A 21,896-nucleotide genomic window follows, 5' to 3' on the forward strand; every position below is an offset into this window, starting at 1 on the left:
ATCAATTACAAAATCAATTTGTAAATATAAGCTATGCTTTATATCTAATAATAAAAATTGGTATGAGAACTTTCGCTCTCATACCAACAATTTAAATAATTAATTATATTAATTAGAATGTTTGTATTTGATTCAATACGTTTTCTTTAGTGAAACCATATTTTTCAATTACTAAATCACCAGGCGCACTTGCACCAAATCCATCAATTGCGATGACTTTGCCTTGCGTGCCGACATATTTATGCCAACCAAGTGGTGAAGCCATTTCAATAGCTACACGTTTTGTAATTGATGATGGTAGTACTGATTCTTTATACTCAGCAGATTGTTGATCGAATGCATTCCAGTTAGGCATTGATACAACACGAACGCCTTTACCTTGTGCTTCTAAATCTTTTGCTGCATCTACAGCAAGATTAACTTCTGATCCAGTTGCTAATAATAAGAATTCTGCTTCTTTATCAGATTCAAATACTACATAAGCACCTTTACGTACGCCCTCTTCAACTGTCTCTTTTGGTAAGTCCATTGTTGTAAGGTTTTGACGTGTTAATACTAATGATGTCGGTGTACTTTCTGATTCTAGTGCTACTTCCCAAGCTACACGTGTTTCGTTACCATCTGCAGGACGAATCACATTCATATTAGGAATCGCACGTAAACCAGCTAATTGTTCGATTGGTTCATGTGTTGGACCATCTTCACCAACAGCAATTGAATCATGCGTAAAGATGAATGTTGAATTTAAGCCCATGATTGATGATAAACGAAGAGCTGGTTTTAAATAGTCACTGAATACGAAGAATGTTGCACCGTATGGATGTAATCCTCCATGTGCGGCCATACCATTTACTGCAGCTCCCATTGCGAATTCACGCACACCAAACCAAATGTTTTTGCCTTCTGGTGTATCTTTGTCAAAATCAGCTGCATCTTTCACATTTGATTTGTTAGAACCAGCTAAGTCAGCTGACCCACCAAAGAATGAAGGTACTGTTTTACTTAATGCTTGTATCACTTCACCTGAATCAGCACGAGAAGCACCGCTATGACCAGCTTCAAAGTGTGGTAATTCATCTTTATAATTTACTGGTAATTTACCGCTAATAGCTAGTTTGAATTCCTCAGCTAACTCTGAGTACTTACTGCTATACTCTTCAACAAGTTTATTCCATGCTTCTTCTTTTTCGTTAGCACGTTTTAGCATACTTTGTTGGAAAATTTCATATACTTCTTCAGGCACATTGAAACGTTTTTCAGGGTCTAGACCATAATTTTCGAAAGCTAATTTTCTTTCGTCTTCACCTAATGGTGCACCGTGCACGCCATGAGAAGCTTGTTTGTTTGGTGCACCATAACCAATAATTGTTTTAACTTCGATTATTGTAGGTACATCATTAGATTTCGCTTCTTCAATTGCTTTATCAATTGCTTCGATATCATTACCGTCTTCAACTAAAATATGTTTCCAACCGTATGCTTCAAAACGACCTTTTACATCTTCAGAAAATGCTTTATCTAAATCACCATCTAAAGAAATATCATTAGAATCATATAAAACAATAAGCTTATCTAATTGACTATGACCTGCTAATGAAGCAGCTTCATGTGAAATACCTTCCATTAAGTCACCATCAGAAGCAAGTACATAAGTATAATGATCTACAACTTGTGCATCATCTTTATTAAACTTGCCAGCTAAGTGTTTTTCTGCCATTGCCATACCAACTGACATAGCGAAACCTTGTCCAAGTGGACCTGTTGTTACTTCAATGCCATCCGTATGTCTAAATTCAGGATGACCAGGCGTTTTAGAATCCCATTGTCTAAATTGTTTAAGTTCTTCTAATTCTAAACTACCTGAAACATGTAATAAACTGTATAATAACGCAGAACCATGCCCCGCAGATAATACAAAGCGATCTCTATCAAAGAAATCTTTTGATTGGGGGTTAAAGTTTAAATGACGCGTCCATAAAGTATAGGCCATAGGAGCAGCGCCCATTGGTAATCCAGGGTGACCTGAGTTTGCTTTTTCAATAGCGTCGATACTTAACGCTCTAATCGTATCTATCGCTAATTGATCTTTTTCTATATTCATCTAATATGACTTCCTTTCTTCTAGCAAGATTCAATATCATTATACATTACTTTTCTTCTATTTAACAAAAAATTGATTTAGTTTTTATCTTCTTTATCTTTAGAATCTAATATTTTTTTCACTTTCTTAGGTGTAACATCATTTCCTTCTGAATCAATAACTCTCGTACTTTCAATTTGTTGTTTGAACTTGCCTCTAAATTCATCTAAATAAGCTTTGCGCAACTTAGATTGTTCTTTAGCTTCAGTTTGAGTTAGTCCTTGTTCCTTTTTCTTCTTTGCTAATTCATTAATACGTTCTAAATCTACGCCACCCTTGTTAGCCATAGTAAACCTCCGTAATTTATAATCTAGAAAAAATATAACAAAAAAGCGAGCGAAACTAAATCGTTTCGCTCACTTTATCCCTATTTACTATTAACATGCTTGCTTTCCCAAATCACTTCTATTTAGATCGTTATTTAACTGCTGCTATAACCGGTTGGTGTTCGTGTTCGCTATTACCTTCAGTTTTCACGTTATATTGTTCGCTTTGTACCGGTTCACTCGTTAATTGATGATCGGTCATTTCGTACGTCTGTTCTGATTCTGCGTTGTTATGCGCACTTATAATAAATAATGCGCTTAATAACATCGTAACAAATAACACTGTTATATATGCTTTTATTTGGTGTTTATATATTTTTATCATTAATAGTCACTCCTAGAACGTTTGTTTGTATTTATACCTTAACAGAACACGTGTTCCGAGTCAACAAGAAACGAACAAACGTTTGTAATATATATATATGCATGCTATAATAAAAACAAATTAATCTAGGGAGTGCCTACTATGAGAGAGTTAACAAAGCGACAAAGTGAAATTTTCGAATATATAAAACAAACAGTTCATTCAAAAGGATATCCGCCAAGTGTAAGAGAGATTGGTGAAGCCGTTGGATTAGCATCAAGTTCTACAGTTCACGGTCATTTATCAAGGTTAGAAGAAAAGGGTTATATAAAAAGGGATCCTACTAAACCTCGGGCAATTGAAATTGTATCAGAACAATTAGGTGATACTTTAAATATGGAAGAAACTATCCACGTTCCTGTAATCGGTAAAGTAACAGCTGGCATACCTATTACTGCTGTAGAGAACGTTGAGGAGTATTTCCCATTACCCGAACACTTCACTTCAACTCATAATAGTGATATTTTCATTCTCAATGTAGTTGGTGACAGTATGGTTGAAGCAGGTATCTTAGATGGCGATAAAGTAATCGTTAGAAGCCAGACAATCGCTGAAAATGGTGATATTATCGTTGCTATGACTGAAGATAATGAAGCTACTGTTAAACGATTCTATAAAGAAAAGACACGTTATCGCTTGCAACCTGAGAATAGTACAATGGACCCTATCTATTTAGAACATGTAACTGTATTAGGTAAAGTTGTAGGACTATTTAGAGAAATGTAATTATAAATTTAACCCTTTAAAAACACTCTCACAAAAATAAGAGGTTGAGCTATGAGCTCAACCTCTTATTTTTTGTCTTTTTTATCTAAGACTTCTTTTACTTTTTCAAGTATATCTTCTGTTTTATCTTTTTTATTTGTTGTCATAACTTATTCATCCTCACAAATAGTAAGATACCCTCTTATAACAATCAATAAACACTATCCACTGTAATTTTCAGTCCAATAAGGTTGTCTTTCCTCATTAAAGTCCACACCTACACCTAATGTTTTGAATTCTTTTTTTAGTATGTTCTTTCTATGTCCTAATGAATTCATTAAACCTTGGTGTGCATAAATGCTACTTGTTTGACCATAAGCTAGATTTTCACCTGCTGCATTAAAATCATGACCGTCTGCTTCTAATCTGTCGAACGGTGATTCGCCTGATAAATTATCATGATTAAAATAGTCATGCTCTGCCATATCTATACTATGTTTTCTCGCAGTATCAGATATACTAGCCGAATAATTTAACGATGCTAAATCACGTTGGACTCTCTCAGCGTTTACTAAATCAAAGTTTTGTAATTCGAAACTTTGTGCCAATCCTTCTGATGGTGCAGCATATTGTTGTTGTAAGCGGTTTTCCATTTTTTCGCTAACTTGTAGAAGTGCAGTTAAGTTATTGTTTTCATGTTTGTCATAAAAAGCTGTTGTATAAATTTGATCATCATGAAAATTGTCAAATTCATCATCTTGCACATCAAATTTTACATGACCTTTTTCTTTTTCAGTAATAGGTTCACCTAATCTATCTCTAACGACTTCTTTCGGTGTTCCATATTTAATTTTTGATTTTGATGAAATTACATTCTGATTACTATAAAGTGCGTTTACTTTATCATCAATGTAACTCACCATCACAAATGATCTATAATCACCAGAATAGTAAGTATGCCAATTTGTGCCATACTCATTAGAAGTCACACGTTGTGCGTCTCCTAACTTTTTGTCAACTTCATCCTTAGTCATATTCATTTGAATATTATTTACAGCAAATTCTTGTTCACTTGGAACTTTTAGCGCATCATCAGATGTAGATTGTTCTGATGTCCAACCGTCCACTTTTGATTTAAATTGTTGTTGTAATGATGTCAGAGGTGTAGTTTCTTGGATTGGAACGACTAATACTATTATTAAAAAAACAACTATATATAATAAAATTTTTCTGATTTTATACACCCACTATAAAACTAATCTCTATCACCATTAAAAATAGAGTTTCTAACGATTACATAATCCACTTTTCTTAATGATTTCAAATCTTTGCCACCTGAATACGAAATTGAACTTTGTAAATCTTGTTGCATTTCTATTAGAGTATTAAGTAAAGAACCTTTGTGTTCAACAAACATTTTTTTACCTTCAACATTTTTGTGTTCGCCTTTTTGGAATTCAGAAGCACTACCAAAATATTCTTTATACATTTTACCATCTAATTCAACAGTTTCGCCAGGAGATTCTTCATGAGCTGCAAATAATGAGCCCACCATTACCATTGATGCCCCAAAGCGAATTGATTTAGCGATATCTCCATGCGTTCTGATACCACCATCAGCAATGATTGGTTTGCGTGCTGCTTTACTACAATGGTTGAGTGCCGATAACTGCCAGCCGCCAGTACCAAAACCAGTTTTAATTTTAGTAATACAAACTCGACCAGGCCCTATACCTACTTTCGTTGCATCCGCGCCTGCATTTTCAAGTTCACGAACGCCTTCAGGTGTACCCACATTACCAGCAATTACAAATGTCTCTGGAATATGTGCTTTTATATGTTTAATCATATTAATGACTGAATCTGAATGACCATGTGCAATATCAATTGTAATATAGTCAGGGATTATATTTTCTGCTGCCAATTTTTCAACAAAACCGAATTCACGTTCTTTTACTCCTACAGAAATAGAAGCGAACCAACCTTTATCTTGCATCTTTTTAGTAAAAGGAATACGAGCTTCTTCATCAAATCTATGCATAATATAAAAATAATTATTTTCCGCAAACCATTCTGCTAATTCTTCATTCATAACTGTTTGCATATTTGCTGGTACTACAGGCAACTTAAAGTTTCTTGAACCAAATTTGACAGTTGTATCACATTCAGAGCGACTATCAACAATACATTTATTTGGTATCAATTGGATATCTTCATAATCAAAAATTTTCATAATTTAACAAACCCCTAACATTTTTAATAAAACAATAATACAATCGTAAGATTTTCATGATGATTTCAAATATTGTACAAGGAAAATACATATATTTACAGCAAATTCCGAACAATAACTTTTTGATTTATCTTAACCAATTGATAATATACATTGTTTTACTACAAATGTAAACGAACTTGGGTCGTATTTACCAACTTGATTTTTTAACCCCTGGAATTTGTCCTTTATGCGCATATTCACGAAAAGCAATTCTAGACATTTCAAATTTTCTATAAACACCTCTGGGTCTTCCAGTAACCTTACAACGACGTGTCAATCTTGTCGGTGATGCATCTCTCGGTAATTTTCTTAAAGCTTCATAATCTCCTTTAGCTTTTAATTCTTGACGTAATTCATAATACTGAGCGACTAAGCGTTCTCTTTTTTGTTCTTTTGCTATTTTTGATTTTTTTGCCATAATGTATCTCTCCTTTTAAATCGTAATGATTTCGTTTTAAATCATAACACATCCTTTTCATTAATCAAACAGAAAGTTCCATATTCAAATTTTTATTGCATTTTTTTGAATGACATCATTTGTTTCTTCATTATTAGATATTTATATTTATAGAAAAGTAATTGAAATTGCATAATTTATATGGTAGAATTTTAAAGCGTAATCATTCCTGTTAAGAAAGAGGTGTTAACTTTGCGCGTAAATATTACATTGGCTTGTACTGAGTCTGGCGAGCGTAACTATATTACTACTAAAAATAAACGTAATAATCCTGAGCGTATAGAACTTAAAAAGTTCTGCCCAAGATTAAATAAATATACGTTACATCGTGAAACAAAATAATATGATGTTAGACCTTATCTTTTGAATACGACATATTTAAAAGTAATACTGAACTTAAATTATTTGTTAGGTTCCAGAGATAAAGGTGTTTCCATAATGGAGACATCTAAGAACTTAGATAAACCAATTGCTATAAAAGCATTTGGTTTATTTTTTTAAGTATTTTTATTGAGAGTATCTTTTTGTCTATTCTATTATTTAAGGCTTTTCATAATAAAGAGGCCTTCATTTTAATTTAAAACTTTAAATTTCATTAGATTATCACAAGTAAATAAACCCTTTTGCTACGCATTTTATAACTTTCAAATCTTATTTTTCATTAATAAGTGTTAATTAACATTTTACAACTTAATTGTCACTTTTAAATTTTTGCACAGTCTTCTAATCAACCGTGAAACATCTTATAATAGTATAAGCATCTATTATTGGAGGAGAATTTTATGGAAAATCGCCACATGTCAGACGAGCAGAAAAGTCATATCATTAATTCAATAACGACAAAAACGAAAAACAAAAGTATTTGTAATTGTGAACATCCTAAAATCGAAATTTTAAATGGTCATTATTTCGCACCCTTATTAACAGCTTCATTAGGAAATGATGCAACTCCATTAATTGCACTAATGTGCAATAATTGTGGTAAACTTCATTTTTATTCTCAAAACTTTTTAGGTATTAAAACGAGATAACATAAAAAGGTAGCTTCCATTATATTGGAAGCTACCTTTAATTATAAATTCTGCTTGAAAGTTTTAAAAATCTTAAAAGTTAATACCCATCATATTAACTTAGTCTGCTACTTCTAAGTCTACATCATTGATATCAATGCCTAATGCATTTGCCACACCTTTACCATATTCACTGTCAGCTTTGTAACAATGACGGATATGACGATGTTGAACTTCTAATGTAGTACCTTGCATTTCGTTTGCAGTATTTACAAATATACGCTCTTGTTGCTCTTTAGATTGTAATCTAAATAAGCGACCTGGTTGTTCGAAGTAATTATCATCATCTTGTCTATAATCATATTCATATGCTTCGCCTTCAATTGGTAATCCAGGTTTTTTAAATTGTGGTTGATCCTCAAAAGAACCATCACTATTTGGATAATAGTGTGTGCCACCGCCTTGATTATTATCTAAAATTCTCATTTGACCATCTCTACTGAATGGACAAATATTTTCAACACCTACACCTTTAGGTTGGTTTACTGGAATTTGCCAATGGTTAGCACCTAAACGATATCTTTGTGTATCACCATATGAGAATAAACGACCTTGTAACATTTTATCCGGTGAAAAATCTAATCCTGGAACAATGTTTGTTGGCGCAAATGCAGCTTGTTCAACATCTTGGAAGTAGTTATCAGGGTTACGGTTAAGTTCCCATTCACCAACTTCAATTAGTGGATAATCACCTTTATACCAGACTTTAGTTAAATCAAACGGATTATCTTTATGATTTCTTGCTTGCTCTTCAGTCATCACTTGAATATATAATTTCCATTTTGGATAATCTTTATTTTCAATTGCTTCGAATAAATCACGTTGTGATGATTCTCTATCGTTAGCAATAACATTTGCTGCTTCCTCAGGTTGTAAGTTTTCAATGCCTTGTTGAGTTCTGTGATGGAATTTCACCCATACACGTTCACCCTTGTCATTGTACATTGAATAAGTATGAGAACCAAAGCCGTGCATATTTCTAAAACCTTTTGGAATCCCTCGATCTGACATCAAGATTGTTACTTGATGCAATGCTTCAGGTAACGAAGTCCAAAAATCCCAATTGTTTTGTGAACTACGCATATTCGTTCTTGGATCACGTTTTACTGCGTGATTAAGACTCGCAAATAATTTAGGATCTCTAAAGAAGAATACTGGTGTGTTATTACCTACTAAATCCCAGTTACCTTCATCCGTATAAAATTTCAAAGCAAATCCACGGATATCACGTTCAGCGTCTGCTGCCCCACGTTCCCCAGCTACTGTAGAAAAACGTGCAAACATTTCTGTTTGTTTTCCAACTTCTGAAAAAATACTTGCAGAAGTATACTTTGTAATATCATTTGTAACTGTGAACGTACCAAATGCGCCAGAACCTTTCGCATGCATACGTCGTTCAGGAATAACTTCTCTATCAAAATGAGCCATTTGCTCTAAAAAGTACCAATCTTGCATTAATAATGGCCCTCTAGGTCCTGCCGTCATACTATTTTCTCTGTCCGAGACTGGCGCACCAAAAAGACTTGTCAATTTTTTATCATTACTCATAAAAATTCCCCCTCGATTTTCTAAATAATAATAATTATTATCTAGCACTTATTTTAATGTAATATAACTTTAAAAGCAACAAAGTCTCATTGAAATATGTGAAAGTTTTCTAAATATTTAAATATTTTATGAATTTTAAGTCACAAAAGGCATTGCTTGTATCACTTAAAAGCATTAAAATGGATTGTATATATAAAATTCAATAGATTATAGGAGATTTTTTATGGCACAAAATAATATGAATCGTGGTCTTAACTCTCGACATATTTCAATGATAGCAATTGGTGGCGCCATCGGTACCGGGTTATTTGTAGCAACTGGGAATGTTATATCTCAAGCTGGTCCAGGCGGCGCAATATTGGCTTACTTGATTATTGGCGTAATGCTATATTTCTTAATGTCGTCTATCGGTGAATTAGCCACGTTTTATCCTGTTTCGGGATCATTCAGTTCATACTCTACCCGTTTCGTGGATAGTTCATTAGGCTTTACGATGGGTTGGTTATATTGGGCAATATGGTTACTCGTAACGAGTGTTGATATTATTATATCTGCAAGCGTACTTTATTATTGGGATGTATTTCAATTCTTTTCACCAATGACGTGGAGTATTATCTTTTTATGCTTACTCTTTTTACTGAACATTTTTTCAGTTAAAGCTTTTGGTGAAACAGAATTTTGGTTATCTCTAATCAAAGTAATAACAATTGTTGTATTCATCGTAATTGGGGTATTAACTATTGTTGGTATCTTAGGCGGTAAAACATATGGCTTAAGCAATTTCACAAGCGGAGAAGCACCGTTTGTGGGTGGATTTTCAGGCTTTTTAGGCGTATTACTGGTCGCAGGTTTCTCTGTTGGTGGTACTGAAGTTGTTGCTGTAACAGCTGGAGAATCATCGAATCCACATCGATCAATGCCTAAAGCAATTAAACAAGTATTTTGGAGAATTTTATTATTCTATGTATTATCAATAGCTGTCATATCAGCAATTATTCCTTATACTGATCCAATGTTATTGAACCAAAGTGAATCAGTAGCACAAAGTCCATTTACAATTGTATTTGACCGTGTAGGTATTGCATTTGCAGCATCTGTAATTAATGCTGTAATTTTAACTGCATTATTATCTGCAGCGAATTCTGGTATCTATACAACGAGTCGTATGCTATTCTCAATGGCTGAAGATAGGCAGGCACCAAGATTCTTAGGTAAATTAAATAAAACTACAAAATTACCGATGGCTGCACTTTTCACTACTTTTATCATTGTATTAGCAATAATTATTATCGCTCAATTTAAATCAGATATTATTTTCACATTACTTAATATCATTGGTTCTTTAGTCATTGTAATTTGGGGATCCAGTATTTTATCACAAATAAGATTACGGTCAGCAATTAAAAAACAAAATAAAAATCCTGATGATGTACTTCCTTATAAAGCACCATTTTATCCATTAGGACCTATCATTGTAATTCTTGCCTTACTATTCTTATTTGTGGGAAATTCATTTGGCGCAGTTATAGCTGGTGATTTTGGAGCATTATTCCGAAATATTTTCCCTATGATTATTTTAGCTATTATCTACTTTGCACATAAGTATTTCAACAAAACTAAAATTGTTAAACTTGAAGAATTGGATTTAAAGAGCCACGATTATAGTTAACGTTTCAGCATTGATACACAGAAGCAATTATTTGTTTCTTGGATCAATGCTTTTTCTTTTATAATAAATAGCGTTTATTTAATTCAATACAATTTCAAATCTATAAAGCATTGATATTTTCAGTTGAAGGGAAAATATAGTATAATAAATTATAATAATAAACGTAACTTAGAGGTGGAAACTATGATTGGACAAACGAATTTATTTGACGATATTTTAGAAACTGAGGAACGCTTCGTTATTGTTGTGCAATCACTTGAAGATAGACATAACCGCTTAATAAAACGCACATTAAGGGAGTATAGTAGTTTAGACCATTCACAAATGGAAAGTCTTTTTAACCATCTTAAAGATTTATTTCTCGAGGAAGATTTCGAAGAAAATCAATCTGCATTTTCTATTACGGTCTACACAAATTTAGATTATGCAGCCGACCAAGTATACGCACATGTTAAACGACATCGTGGTAAAAATGAATGGACACATACAGCAAAATAAATACAAAAACATACTTAATGCTCTATTCATAAAACAAATCACCAATTCAACGGCTTAATATGCCGATGAATTGGTGATTTTTAAATACCACGAATATAAACTGGACTTAAATCCAAGCCTATTTCTATTTTATTATTTTTTGTAAAGTGTGTGGAATACCATTATCAATATTACTTAAAGTAATTTCATCAGCTACAGCTTTCACAGCATCATTTGCATTGTCCATGGCTACTGCATAGCCTACAACTTCAAGCATTGATATATCGTTAGAACTATCACCAAATGCGATAACTTGCGCTATATCTATGTCCAATTTCTTACATAGAGCAATAATTGCATTTCCTTTAGAGACGTCTTTAGTCATGAATTCTAAAAAATAAGGTTTGCTCGTTGTAACATCAACAGCATCATTGAAACTACCATCTAATTCAGTGTTAATAGCTGAAACCTTAGAAACATAATCAACACCCATAATTTTAGGCACATCTGTTTGAATATACGCCTTCATATCATCTACATGTTTCATTGGTAAACCAGTAAGTTCTGATTCAATGTTCATATATTCGTGTTCACCTTCATAAATGATGTGACCATCTTGATAAGTTAATACAAACAACTCATGTTTTCTACAAAAATCTACAATTAAATCAAAATTTTCTTTTGTTATTGCACGGCTCACTTCAACCGCTTCATCACGAACATTGATTGTTTGACCACCATTATAACTAATCACATAACTATTATGTTGATCTAACTCTAATAATTTCGCAGTGGGTAGCATACCTTCAGTTGGACGACCTGAAGCTAAAATAACTTTATACCCTTGTTTTTGTATCTCAATTAAATAAGATTCTGTTTCAGGGCTGACTTTATTTTCAGCATTCATCAAAGTATCGTCCATATCCATTACTATAACTTTATATTTACTCATGTTGCCTATCTCCTTTCAACATCTTCAATCTATACTACACCAAATTAAAGATGTTGGTACAATACTTTAGATTCTACACCAGATTCGTTGATTGTAACAAGTTCAGATCGGCAATTTTCAAATTCATGCTTCAATTCCCTTACTAGCTCCCCACTTCGTTCAGGTGCGATTAAATTTAATACCGTAGGCCCTGCACCACTTATTACTGTCGCATAAGCTTGGTATTGTTTAGCAATCGCTTTAATCGATTGGAATTCAGGTATTAAATGCTGTCTATATGGTTCATGGAAGCCATCTTGCTCCATCATCTTGCCAGCGAGTTCATAATTGTGCTGTATGAGTGCACTAATCATTGTATTACTTATTGCACTGTTTTGAACCGCCTTTTTGTGTGAAAAAGTATCAGGTAATGCATTTCTTGAGTCAGTTGTCTTCAATTCATACGACGGAATTGTGATAATGATATCTACCTTAGGTGTATCAATATAAGACACATCTGTAACTTTTGTATCTGGATTATAATATCCGAGTACTAAACCACCATATATCGTCGGTGCTACGTTATCAGGATGTCCTTCAAATTCTGTAGCAAGTTGAAGCAATTCATACTTAGACAGCTCTATGTCACCAAAATAATTAGCAATATAAAGCGCACCAACCAAAGCAGACGCTGAAGAGCCTAATCCTCTCGCCAATGGAATTTCACTTCTCATTTCTATCTCTAGGTTGGGTAACATAACGTTATATTTACGCGCAACCTTTTGAGCAACTTGATAAATATAGTGACTGTTATCAGTTGGTAATCCTTCAACATTGGGCCCAATATGGTTAAATGTCCAAACATTACTTTCACTTACTTTCACATCTAAATATAAAAATTTATTTAAAGCCATTCCTATAGAATCAAAACCGACACCTAAATTTGCAGTAGATGCCGGAATTTTTAAATAAAACCTATCGCTCATGCTATAGTGCTCCTTTGATGTAGTCTAGAATACTCTTTCTATCATTCGGTAAAGGTTTAATAGGGTTATCTAATAAAGAAATTGCAGTATCAGGATCTTTTAAGCCATTACCTGTTAATACGGCCACTACTTTTTTATCTTTTGGTAATTTTCCAGAACGGTGTAGTTTAATTAATCCCGCGATTGAAGCATTACTTGCAGGTTCACTAAAGACGCCTTCTTTTCGTGCCATAAGTTGATATGCTTCTAAGATTTCTTCATCAGTCACACTGTCGACTAATCCATTAGATTCATTCAATGCATTTGTCGCTTTATCCCAACTTGCAGGGTTTCCTATTCTAATTGCTGTTGCAACTGTATCAGGATCCTTTACTACTTTATTTTGTACAATTGGTGAAGCACCTTCAGCTTGGAATCCATACATGTTAGGTAATTGCGTATCATGTTTGTCGTGATATTCTTTAAAACCTTTCCAATAAGCTGAAATATTTCCAGCATTACCTACTGGTATAGATAGAATATCAGGTGCAACACCGTCTAATTGTTGAATTACTTCAAAGGCACCTGTTTTTTGACCTTCAATACGGTATGGATTCACTGAATTTACAAGTGCAATTTCACCGTTTTCAGCAACTTCCTGAACAATCTCTAAAGCTTCATCGAAATTGCCTTCTATTGAAACAATTTCAGCACCATACATAACTGCTTGAGATAATTTGCCTAAAGCAATTTTCCCTTCAGGTATTACTACGATTGCTTTTAAACCAGCACGTGCAGCGTATGCTGCAGCTGATGCTGATGTATTACCTGTAGAGGCACAAATCACTATCTTTTTGCCTTCTTCTTTTGCTTTAGCCATAGCCATAACCATGCCTCTATCTTTAAACGAACCTGTTGGGTTTGCACCTTCATACTTCACATGTAATTCAATACCAAGCATTTCTGACATGTTCTCACAGTATATTAATGGAGTATGACCTTCGTTTAATGTTAACTGTGGTGTCTCTTCATTTACTGGTAAATATGTTTTAAATTCTTCAACTAATCCTTGCCATCTTTTCATAAATATTAAACCCCTTCTACTGGATAAATTTTCTTAACAATATAACCTGACTCTGTAATAGAGGTCTCTGGTGCTTCATCAATACCCACAATGACTATACCTACAGTATGTGCATCGCGCTCTGATACTGATAATGATTTATGGAAAGGTAATTTACTTTTAATTTGAGTTTCAACTTTGTTTATTTCTTCACCATCTGTTTGGACTACTAAGTAATAACTTTCTTTATCTTTAAGAGAAATTGTATCATCGTCATCCATCATTTCTTTTGTTTCTGCAGTTTTCAATTCAAAGTGTGGTGGTAATGTATGCAAATTCGTTTCGAAATTTAATGTGACATTTAATAAGTCACTTACTACAGCACTACCTGTAGCTAAACTACCCGCACCTTTACCATAGAACATCGTTTCACCGACAGCATCACCAATAACATAAATTGCATTGAATTCATCTTCAACTGAAGCTAATTGATGTGCCTTATTAATTAGTGTTGGCGCAACAGAAGCTTGTACTTGGCTATTTTCATATGTACCTTTACCAATTAATTTGATTTTATAGCCTAATTCATCGGCTACTTTAATATCTGAAAGTTCAACGTCACTAATACCATGTCTATCTACATCAGCTAAATTGATAACTTGATTAAATGATAAATAAGACGTGATTACTACTTTTCTTGCTGCATCGATACCTTCCACATCATCAGTAGGGTCTGCTTCTGCAAAACCTAATCTTTGTGCTTCATCTAAAGCATCTTTAAATGATGTTTCTTCTTGAGTCATTTTACTTAAAATAAAGTTTGATGTTCCATTTAAAATACCCATGAATTTACTGATATTATTTGCATTCAAACCGTTATTTATCGCATTGACGATTGGTATACCGCCTGCAACACTAGCTTCATATTTTAAAGCTACATCATTTTTTTGCGCTAATTCTTCTAATACATTCAAGTGAACTGCCAATAAATCCTTATTTGCTGTAATAACATGTTTTTTCTCGCTTAAAGCACTTTTCAACCAATCTACTGTTGGTTCAATACCACCCATGACTTCTACGACGATATCAATTGAAGCATCCTTTAATATTTCATCAATATCTTCCGTCAAATGATACTTCGAAACATTTATAGGTCTTGAACGACTCTTGTCGCGTACCAAGATATGTCTAATATTAATATCTTTGTTCATTGTTTCTTTAATTTGTTCTCTATTCTCTTCAATAATTTTTACTACACCTGAACCTACAGTACCTAAACCGAGCAGGGCTACATTTAATTCCTTCATAAATTCATTCCTCCGATTGTTCTTCTAAAAAATACAATTGTACAGTTGAAAAATACTTGAATATGGTATAGTATAAATTCATTCATTATTTTTGTAAAGCTTGAAAATCTAAATCGTATATCTATCCTATCACTCTCGTGATAAAAACTAAACAAAATTTTCTGATTTTTTAGAAAGGTTGTATGTCACTATGAAAGTTTCAAAATTTGGAGGAAGTTCTGTTTCCAACGCAGAACAAATTAAAAAAGTATTAAATATTATCAATTCGGATGAAGATAGAAAGATCACTATTGTTTCTGCACCAGGTAAACGACATAAAGAAGATGTGAAAACAACTGACTTATTAATTCGTCTATACGAAAAAGTAATCGATCATTTAGACTATATTTCTAAAAAAGAAGAAATCATTCAGCGTTATGCCGATATTATTCATGAATTACATATGAGTGATACATTACTATCTACGATTGATCAAACTCTAGAGTCTTACATTACTACATTAAAAGACAAACCTTCTCGTTTGTTAGATGCATTATTATCTTGTGGAGAAAATTTTAATGCTCAATTGATCGCTGAGTATAATAACAGCCAAGGTATCCCTACCCGTTATATTTCGCCCGGAGATGCTGGCATAACTGTTACAGATTTACCTCAAAATGCCCAAATCTTAGATCAATCTTATGAAGCGTTATATAAATTAAGAGAATATGATGAAAAATTAATCATCCCAGGTTTCTTTGGTCTTTCAAGACAAAATTACATCGTTACATTTCCTCGTGGCGGATCTGATATTACTGGAGCAATTGTCGCTAGAGGCGTTAGAGCAGATATATATGAAAACTTCACAGATGTATCTGGTATTTTTAGAGCCAATCCTTCTATAGTAAAAGATCCTGAAGTGATTGATGAAATTACTTATAGAGAAATGCGTGAACTTTCATACGCCGGCTTTGGTGTGTTCCATGATGAAGCATTGCAGCCATTGCATAAAGATAGAATTCCTGTCGTTATTAAAAATACGAACAGACCCAATGATATAGGGACATATATTCGTCATGATAGAGAAATCAACTCTAATAATGTTATCAGTGGTATTAGTTGTGACAAAGATTTCACAGTACTGAACATCAAAAAATATTTAATGAATAGACAAGTAGGTTTTACACGTAAAATATTAGGTGTACTTGAAGATTATGAGATTTCATTCGATCATATGCCTTCAGGTATAGACAGTATCAGTATCATTATGCGTTCAAAAGAAATTCAACATCGAGAAGAACAAGTCTTGAACGATATTCGCGAACGTTGTGATGTTGATGAGTTGAGTGTAGAGCACGATTTAGCTGTACTCATGATTGTAGGAGAAGGCATGCATAGAATTATCGGCACAGCCAATACAATAACGCATGCGCTTGCTGAGGCTAATATAAATTTAAAAATGATGAACCAAGGTGCTTCGGAAATATCAATCATGTTCGGCATAGATGTATCAGATGCAGAAAAAGCGGTTAAATCAACATATGAATACTGCTATAATGGTCAATGTTTAAAGATATAACATGCTTTATTCATAAATATTAGATAATAAAAATCCTTCAAATCAAATGGTTCTTAAGTTAAAAGACTGACATTCTGATTTGAAGGATTTTATATTGCTTTCTTTTCTGAAATTAATGCTTGGTTAATACGTTCATCTCCTACAACTAAGCGTAAAATAACAAATTGATAATAACTTAATGAATCAATAACGCTCCTGTAATTAGGAATTTGATGATAATCGATAGGATCTAACAATTCATACATCAAGACAATCTCTGGTTTAACATAATCTACATCCCATTTGATTGAATGGAAATAAATATGTTTCTCAGGCATCCTGATATTATGATTCCATCTAAACATCCAATCTTCATCTTCTACATCATAAACAATAATCGTCATGATGATTTCTTCATTATCAAAGATATTGGCATGTGTCACTTTAGGAAAATCAATTTTCGTGAAATCTGACGTTGAGGATGTGCCATCATAAAGCACAGATTTAAATGTTTTTGGTATATATTTTAAAACTTCCCCTAAAAATTTCCTTTCAACACTGATATCTACCTTTCCATTTAAATTAAATTCATCATGCAAAAATAATTGTTTAGCAACTTCACCATTATATTTAAATAAACTAGCTACATTTTCGTTTAACGTCTCTACAATTTGTTTAATATTTTTATTTTTAGTATCTGGCAAATGAGCACCTCCTATTCAAAGTAAGCGTTTCCAATAATATTCATTATATAATTTGTAGAAGCGTTTTTCAATGTATAAAACATGAAAATGTGAAATAAAACACATTTAATTTTAAAAGTCTCCTATATGTATAAAATCATGTGCTAATCTGGTATTTAGAAATTCAGGTCTATTTATAACCAAAAACTGATCAGCACTTTGTTTTAGTGCAATTTGAATTTCAGCTACTTCAGGTATAGTCTGGTACAATGAATTATCTGCCATATAAGGCATTGCAGCAAAATACCGACTAATACGATATTTTGAAAATGTTTGAGCAACATCTGTGCCTATTATAATATGATATTCACTACTTACCACGCCATTTGATAATATAATGTTAAAGTTTGTATATTTAGCTACATATTTAATAATATCCGTAGAATAACTAATCACTGAGATTTTAATCCCATTATAAAATAATTGATCAATTATTTTATAAGCAGCAGGATGATTATCAAATGCAATAATTTCATTTTCATTGATTTTCTCAGTAATTTGTTCGAGATAACTTTTAATTGCACTCAAATTGTCGTCCTCCATCTACACTATTTATATTGCGCATAATTTATTATATCTATTTATGGTCATAAATAAAACTATAAATCATTGTTCAAACGTTCGTTTTGTTAACTTTTATTATAGAATTGATCGTAACAATAATTATTAATAATTATTTTATTGTATTTTTTATAACAATTTAATAAATACAATTTGTACTACTTTAAAGAAAGGCGTAAAATAAACCTTGTTAAAAATTAAATTAAGATTAGGATGGTACACATGTTTTTAATTTCTATTTTACTCATAATAATTGTTCTATTAATTATTATTGTATTTATAAATCATCACCTTATGAAACATAAGCTTGATACTGAAATATATTCTAAGAATCAATTAGTTAATAAAATCAGTATGGTTACGAGTGAAAACACACATTTAAAAAATCAGATGTTAGATATTGACGCAAATAACGATACATATCATCATGGATTAAGAAAAGCCAAACAAGTTTTAAATGAAATTTTATCACAATACAAAACAGATGCTCAGATTAAGTTTTATGACATCATTGCTACGAGTAATCTTGCGGTAAAACATCCGTTATTTGAATATGCAAGAACATTCGATTATATCATCATAACTGATAAAGGGCTCTTCAACATTAATGTTAAAAATTGGAAACAAAAAACGTTCTACCATTTTAATGCTGACTCTAACTTAGAAACTTTATCTAATAATGACGACACAGTAAATCAAACTGTCGGTCGCTACATTGCGAATCAATACCATTCACAATTTCAAACAACGCGAAAAACAAATTATACATTTATAGAACGTATCAAAAATAATTCAGTGATTTTTGAATTTTATAATTATGATCCATATGAACAATCTTCGCAAAATGCCAAAGTATTAGAAGATAAAATAAATGAACATCTCAAACGTCAAATCAAGAGTATAGGCCTTGTTTATTTTACAGATGGTAGTGTGAATATCATAGATGGACCAGCAATTAGAGGAAATTACGCAGAAACCGTCTCTTCAAAATCATCTTTAAAAGAAGTCATTGGTGAAACACTAGCATCTTCTAACGAATCATTAACTGAAGAACAATATAATAAATTAGTCAATTATATGCATTAATCGAATTAGAACAAATGTCATTTCAAAATCGATATTACTAGAAAGAATAGTAGCAAAAATAAAAGGTAGCTTCCTAAAATGGGAAGCTACCTTTTATTTTGTGCACAAAGTCACATAATTTCTTTTAGCATTTATGTGCATACTTTGTACAACAATGTTCAGTTAATTACTTTAACTCCAAATATTCTCATTGTTATTTTTTGCTTGTTGTTCAGCTTTTTCAAATATATCTCTGTATTTACCATTAGGTGCATAATATTTTTCTCTAGCCAAACCTTTTTTTATTAACTCTTCATTAAACATTGTATCCTTATCTAACCATAAATAAGCTAATGTTCTTCCATATTGATCTTCTTGCTCTTCATCATATTCCAAAAAAACGTCTTTGTTCGTTAATTGTGCTTTAGAATAACCTGAAGCTTCTTTACCATATGGTTGAACTGGTGTATCAGGTTTAACTGTTTCTGGTGTATCCACTCCGATAAGTCTAACCTTCAGTTCTTTATTATTGTCATTTTTGGCAACCAAAGTATCACCATCAACAACACGTTCAATGTGCACTTCTTCAGTTTCTTTAGGTCCAGATTCTGATTTTGATCCATTATTTTGAAAAGGCCCTGTTTCATTTATAAATTGAAATGCAAGTACACCTAACACAATCATACTAACAACTAATATTGTTATTTTTTTAGTCGATTTCACAGTTGCACCTACTTCTTTTGAATTGTCCAAATTATCATATAGAAAATCAATTAAGTCGTCAAGTTAGCGTAGTCCACAATATTTTATACTTTAATTCAAATGACAAAATTCTGTTATAATATCCAACATAAATATAATGACGAATAATAATATTTTATTTCATATCATTGATAAACTCGTGCTATAATACATTAGATAGGAGTGAACAAATTGAGTATATTTAAAGAGAATATGATTACAATCATCGCAGTGATTATTGCAGTGATTGTGGGGCTCATATTACAAAATCAATTTCAATTACCATTAATGGTATCAGCAGTCGTAGCGGTTTGTTTAGGTATCCTTATTGGGTTCATTGTTTTTGTTATCCAAACAATCGTAACGAAATATAAAAAGAAATAATCTTTACTGCCGCATATCAAAATGCAGGCAGTTTTTTTATGTATCATTTGAATACGTATTAACTATAGGATGAGAAAGGATGAAACGTGTTTTTTAGTTTACATAATTATATTATAGTTGCATTAATTCCTTTTAAAGCTTTTTAATTAGTTTCATTACTCTATACGTTGCTTTCATTAAATAAAAAAATCGTGTAAAAAGTTTTATAACTTCATACACGACTTTTTATTTTAATCATATTTTACGAATGTCAGTATAGCATTAAACTCTTCTTCATTCGATGAGTATGTGCGTTCCTCAACTTCTCGCACTGTAGCATTTAGTAACTGATAACCTGCAACTTCATCTTCTTCTAAAAATGCATTAATACTACTCTCTAATTCTTTTAATGATGCCGCTCTCAATGTACTTAGTTTAATCTTGTTCATCTAACCATCCCCTTATCAAGATAAATAATATTTATTAGTTACATATTACTACTTATACATCATACATACAATTAATAATACAATAGCATCAAATATTAACGTGGATTTAAATGCTCTTTGTTGACTCTTATAATCTTTTTATCTTAAAATTAAGTTTCAGTTTATAATGATTGAGGTGATTATTTTCTTCAAATCAAAAGAAGCGCGTGCATTTATTATATACTTTGGAATATGTCTTACTTTATTAACATTATATTTATTACCTTTCGTGCACGCGATATTCGGATAATATAGTCGTATCATTGCAATTATATTATCTCAACAAACAAACAGGTTCAAATCACACAATAGGTTGAGCGATTTGAACCTGTTTTTTAATAAAAATAATTTAGCATAGCATATTCTTTTAAATTCACAAAAATCATTCGTTCACTTCGGTATAAATTTGAAATCTTACCCCAAATTTATCTTTAACTACTCCAAATGCCGGACTAAAACCTGTTTCAGATAATGGCATTTCAATTTGACCTTCTTTTCCTAAAGTTTCAAAAATTTGGCTTGCTTTATTTTTATTATTTAAAGTAATACAGATTATAACTATATTACCCTCTTGAGACGGATAACCTGGCAACGTATCTACAATCATAATTTTCGAATTCTCTATTTCCAACGCTGAGTGAGAAATTAAATCTTTTGTATTTTCAGGAAGTGAAAAACCTGGGTCCTCCGGAAGATCCCCGTATGTCATAATCCCTAAATTCTTAGCTCCAAAAGTATTTTCATAAAACTCAATTGCTTCTCTAGCATTTCCATTTAATTGCAAATAAGGACTTAACTCCATCTTTTAGTCTCCTCTTCATCTATTCACACAATTTTCACCTTAATATATTTTAACAATACCCTAGATAAACAAAAGTTAACGATGAAAGTACCAAAAACGAGCATTAAGTGCACCACAACTTTCATAACAATCATTAGTATATGAAACTTTTGCATAAAAGTACTTACATATTTGTCCTTTATGTTCAATTTCTTCAATCTTATTTTCAAAGATAATATTTGGGTCTTCAATTCCAAGTGTGTTTGATATAAAATGATTCATAGGCGCATAATCTCTCCTTAATTTATTTGGTAGGATAT

At 32.2% G+C, this 21,896-nt stretch carries 24 protein-coding genes; 8 read left to right on the top strand and 16 right to left on the bottom strand.

Annotated elements, in window-relative coordinates; genetic code table 11:
- Nucleotides 1-112 precede the first annotated feature (112 nt).
- From tkt to sosA, 3 genes are all read right to left on the bottom strand, one after another.
- A complete protein-coding gene (gene tkt, locus SOJ_RS08980; protein WP_002507766.1) occupies nt 113-2,101 on the bottom strand; it encodes a transketolase in 1,989 nt (662 codons plus the stop codon).
- A gap of 77 nt (nt 2,102-2,178) precedes the next feature.
- A complete protein-coding gene (locus SOJ_RS08985; protein ID WP_002507767.1) occupies nt 2,179-2,427 on the bottom strand; it encodes a DUF896 domain-containing protein in 249 nt (82 codons plus the stop codon).
- A 130-nt stretch (nt 2,428-2,557) separates the two neighbouring features.
- Complete coding sequence (gene sosA, locus SOJ_RS08990) at nt 2,558-2,791, bottom strand: DNA damage-induced cell division inhibitor SosA (RefSeq protein WP_002507768.1); 234 nt, start codon at nt 2,789-2,791, stop codon at nt 2,558-2,560.
- A 141-nt stretch (nt 2,792-2,932) separates the two neighbouring features.
- Here sosA and lexA point away from each other — a divergent pair, with 141 nt between their 5' ends.
- Nucleotides 2,933-3,556, top strand: a complete 624-nt coding sequence (lexA, locus tag SOJ_RS08995; protein ID WP_002507769.1) for a transcriptional repressor LexA — start codon at nt 2,933-2,935, stop codon at nt 3,554-3,556.
- Between the two features lie 200 nt (nt 3,557-3,756).
- Here lexA and SOJ_RS09000 read toward each other — a convergent pair whose 3' ends face one another.
- The 3 genes from SOJ_RS09000 to rpsN form a co-directional block, all read right to left on the bottom strand.
- Nucleotides 3,757-4,779: a CAP-associated domain-containing protein gene (locus SOJ_RS09000; protein ID WP_002507770.1), complete on the bottom strand. Its 1,023-nt coding sequence runs from the start codon at nt 4,777-4,779 to the stop codon at nt 3,757-3,759.
- Nucleotides 4,780-4,790: 11 nt separating this feature from the next.
- A complete protein-coding gene (gene guaC, locus SOJ_RS09005) occupies nt 4,791-5,768 on the bottom strand; it encodes a GMP reductase (protein ID WP_002507771.1) in 978 nt (325 codons plus the stop codon).
- A gap of 190 nt (nt 5,769-5,958) precedes the next feature.
- Entirely contained in the window at nt 5,959-6,228 is a 270-nt protein-coding gene (gene rpsN, locus SOJ_RS09010; RefSeq protein WP_002507772.1) for a 30S ribosomal protein S14, read from the bottom strand.
- Nucleotides 6,229-6,459: 231 nt separating this feature from the next.
- Between rpsN and rpmG the strand changes: the two genes are divergently transcribed.
- Together rpmG and SOJ_RS09020 are read left to right on the top strand one after the other, a co-directional pair.
- A complete protein-coding gene (gene rpmG / locus SOJ_RS09015; RefSeq protein ID WP_002507773.1) occupies nt 6,460-6,609 on the top strand; it encodes a 50S ribosomal protein L33 in 150 nt (49 codons plus the stop codon).
- A 440-nt stretch (nt 6,610-7,049) separates the two neighbouring features.
- Nucleotides 7,050-7,298: a hypothetical protein gene (locus SOJ_RS09020; RefSeq protein WP_002507774.1), complete on the top strand. Its 249-nt coding sequence runs from the start codon at nt 7,050-7,052 to the stop codon at nt 7,296-7,298.
- 99 nt (nt 7,299-7,397) lie between these two features.
- On the opposite strand, the gene SOJ_RS09025 is transcribed toward SOJ_RS09020, so the two are convergent.
- The gene (locus SOJ_RS09025) at nt 7,398-8,885 is read right to left on the bottom strand and encodes a catalase (protein ID WP_002507775.1); all 1,488 of its coding nucleotides are present in this window, start codon (nt 8,883-8,885) and stop codon (nt 7,398-7,400) included.
- A 223-nt stretch (nt 8,886-9,108) separates the two neighbouring features.
- On the opposite strand from SOJ_RS09025, the gene SOJ_RS09030 reads away from it, so the two are divergent.
- Nucleotides 9,109-10,554 (top strand): amino acid permease, encoded by a 1,446-nt coding sequence (locus tag SOJ_RS09030; protein WP_002507776.1) that lies wholly within the window; start codon nt 9,109-9,111, stop codon nt 10,552-10,554.
- A gap of 183 nt (nt 10,555-10,737) precedes the next feature.
- A complete protein-coding gene (locus tag SOJ_RS09035; protein ID WP_002507777.1) occupies nt 10,738-11,052 on the top strand; it encodes a hypothetical protein in 315 nt (104 codons plus the stop codon).
- Between the two features lie 124 nt (nt 11,053-11,176).
- On the opposite strand, the gene SOJ_RS09040 is transcribed toward SOJ_RS09035, so the two are convergent.
- The 4 genes from SOJ_RS09040 to SOJ_RS09055 are packed head-to-tail and all read right to left on the bottom strand — an operon-like array spanning nt 11,177 to nt 15,297.
- Nucleotides 11,177-11,983: a Cof-type HAD-IIB family hydrolase gene (locus SOJ_RS09040; protein WP_002507778.1), complete on the bottom strand. Its 807-nt coding sequence runs from the start codon at nt 11,981-11,983 to the stop codon at nt 11,177-11,179.
- A gap of 44 nt (nt 11,984-12,027) precedes the next feature.
- Complete coding sequence (gene thrB / locus SOJ_RS09045) at nt 12,028-12,948, bottom strand: homoserine kinase (protein ID WP_002507779.1); 921 nt, start codon at nt 12,946-12,948, stop codon at nt 12,028-12,030.
- 1 nt (nt 12,949) lies between these two features.
- The gene (thrC, locus tag SOJ_RS09050; RefSeq protein ID WP_002507780.1) at nt 12,950-14,011 is read right to left on the bottom strand and encodes a threonine synthase; all 1,062 of its coding nucleotides are present in this window, start codon (nt 14,009-14,011) and stop codon (nt 12,950-12,952) included.
- A gap of 5 nt (nt 14,012-14,016) precedes the next feature.
- Nucleotides 14,017-15,297 carry a homoserine dehydrogenase gene (locus SOJ_RS09055; RefSeq protein WP_002507781.1) on the bottom strand — a complete coding sequence of 427 codons (1,281 nt, stop codon included), beginning with the start codon at nt 15,295-15,297 and terminating at the stop codon, nt 14,017-14,019.
- A 190-nt stretch (nt 15,298-15,487) separates the two neighbouring features.
- Between SOJ_RS09055 and SOJ_RS09060 the strand changes: the two genes are divergently transcribed.
- On the top strand, nt 15,488-16,855 hold the full coding sequence (locus tag SOJ_RS09060; protein WP_002507782.1) for an aspartate kinase: 1,368 nt from the start codon (nt 15,488-15,490) through the stop codon (nt 16,853-16,855).
- An 89-nt stretch (nt 16,856-16,944) separates the two neighbouring features.
- Here SOJ_RS09060 and SOJ_RS09065 read toward each other — a convergent pair whose 3' ends face one another.
- Nucleotides 16,945-17,538, bottom strand: a complete 594-nt coding sequence (locus SOJ_RS09065) for a hypothetical protein (RefSeq protein ID WP_002507783.1) — start codon at nt 17,536-17,538, stop codon at nt 16,945-16,947.
- Between the two features lie 111 nt (nt 17,539-17,649).
- Nucleotides 17,650-18,105 (bottom strand): hypothetical protein, encoded by a 456-nt coding sequence (locus SOJ_RS09070; RefSeq protein WP_002507784.1) that lies wholly within the window; start codon nt 18,103-18,105, stop codon nt 17,650-17,652.
- 255 nt (nt 18,106-18,360) lie between these two features.
- Between SOJ_RS09070 and SOJ_RS09075 the strand changes: the two genes are divergently transcribed.
- Nucleotides 18,361-19,224 (top strand): hypothetical protein, encoded by an 864-nt coding sequence (locus tag SOJ_RS09075; protein ID WP_002507785.1) that lies wholly within the window; start codon nt 18,361-18,363, stop codon nt 19,222-19,224.
- Nucleotides 19,225-19,395: 171 nt separating this feature from the next.
- Here the strand turns inward: SOJ_RS09075 and nucI are convergent, their stop codons facing one another.
- Nucleotides 19,396-19,926, bottom strand: a complete 531-nt coding sequence (gene nucI / locus SOJ_RS09080) for a thermonuclease NucI (protein ID WP_002512324.1) — start codon at nt 19,924-19,926, stop codon at nt 19,396-19,398.
- Nucleotides 19,927-20,136: 210 nt separating this feature from the next.
- On the opposite strand from nucI, the gene SOJ_RS09085 reads away from it, so the two are divergent.
- Entirely contained in the window at nt 20,137-20,328 is a 192-nt protein-coding gene (locus tag SOJ_RS09085) for a hypothetical protein (protein ID WP_002507787.1), read from the top strand.
- 230 nt (nt 20,329-20,558) lie between these two features.
- On the opposite strand, the gene SOJ_RS09090 is transcribed toward SOJ_RS09085, so the two are convergent.
- Nucleotides 20,559-20,756, bottom strand: coding sequence for a hypothetical protein (locus tag SOJ_RS09090; protein ID WP_002507788.1), 198 nt, complete (start codon nt 20,754-20,756; stop codon nt 20,559-20,561).
- Between the two features lie 421 nt (nt 20,757-21,177).
- Entirely contained in the window at nt 21,178-21,597 is a 420-nt protein-coding gene (locus tag SOJ_RS09095) for a VOC family protein (protein ID WP_002507789.1), read from the bottom strand.
- Nucleotides 21,598-21,896 lie beyond the last annotated feature (299 nt).

This window comes from Staphylococcus sp. OJ82, assembly GCF_000294465.1.
Lineage (GTDB): Bacteria > Bacillota > Bacilli > Staphylococcales > Staphylococcaceae > Staphylococcus > Staphylococcus equorum.

Excerpts from the sequence above, each read along its gene's own strand:
- tkt (WP_002507766.1), bottom strand. The coding sequence starts at position 2,101 with ATGAATATAGAAAAAGATCAATTAGCGATAGATACGATTAGAGCGTTA.
- SOJ_RS09035 (WP_002507777.1), top strand. The coding sequence starts at position 10,738 with ATGATTGGACAAACGAATTTATTTGACGATATTTTAGAAACTGAGGAA.
- rpsN (WP_002507772.1), bottom strand. The coding sequence starts at position 6,228 with ATGGCAAAAAAATCAAAAATAGCAAAAGAACAAAAAAGAGAACGCTTA.
- SOJ_RS09075 (WP_002507785.1), top strand. The coding sequence starts at position 18,361 with ATGTTTTTAATTTCTATTTTACTCATAATAATTGTTCTATTAATTATT.
- guaC (WP_002507771.1), bottom strand. The coding sequence starts at position 5,768 with ATGAAAATTTTTGATTATGAAGATATCCAATTGATACCAAATAAATGT.
- SOJ_RS09025 (WP_002507775.1), bottom strand. The coding sequence starts at position 8,885 with ATGAGTAATGATAAAAAATTGACAAGTCTTTTTGGTGCGCCAGTCTCG.
- sosA (WP_002507768.1), bottom strand. The coding sequence starts at position 2,791 with ATGATAAAAATATATAAACACCAAATAAAAGCATATATAACAGTGTTA.
- SOJ_RS09095 (WP_002507789.1), bottom strand. The coding sequence starts at position 21,597 with ATGGAGTTAAGTCCTTATTTGCAATTAAATGGAAATGCTAGAGAAGCA.
- SOJ_RS09060 (WP_002507782.1), top strand. The coding sequence starts at position 15,488 with ATGAAAGTTTCAAAATTTGGAGGAAGTTCTGTTTCCAACGCAGAACAA.
- SOJ_RS08985 (WP_002507767.1), bottom strand. The coding sequence starts at position 2,427 with ATGGCTAACAAGGGTGGCGTAGATTTAGAACGTATTAATGAATTAGCA.
- SOJ_RS09040 (WP_002507778.1), bottom strand. The coding sequence starts at position 11,983 with ATGAGTAAATATAAAGTTATAGTAATGGATATGGACGATACTTTGATG.
- lexA (WP_002507769.1), top strand. The coding sequence starts at position 2,933 with ATGAGAGAGTTAACAAAGCGACAAAGTGAAATTTTCGAATATATAAAA.
- thrB (WP_002507779.1), bottom strand. The coding sequence starts at position 12,948 with ATGAGCGATAGGTTTTATTTAAAAATTCCGGCATCTACTGCAAATTTA.
- thrC (WP_002507780.1), bottom strand. The coding sequence starts at position 14,011 with ATGAAAAGATGGCAAGGATTAGTTGAAGAATTTAAAACATATTTACCA.
- SOJ_RS09020 (WP_002507774.1), top strand. The coding sequence starts at position 7,050 with ATGGAAAATCGCCACATGTCAGACGAGCAGAAAAGTCATATCATTAAT.
- SOJ_RS09055 (WP_002507781.1), bottom strand. The coding sequence starts at position 15,297 with ATGAAGGAATTAAATGTAGCCCTGCTCGGTTTAGGTACTGTAGGTTCA.
- SOJ_RS09090 (WP_002507788.1), bottom strand. The coding sequence starts at position 20,756 with ATGAACAAGATTAAACTAAGTACATTGAGAGCGGCATCATTAAAAGAA.
- SOJ_RS09030 (WP_002507776.1), top strand. The coding sequence starts at position 9,109 with ATGGCACAAAATAATATGAATCGTGGTCTTAACTCTCGACATATTTCA.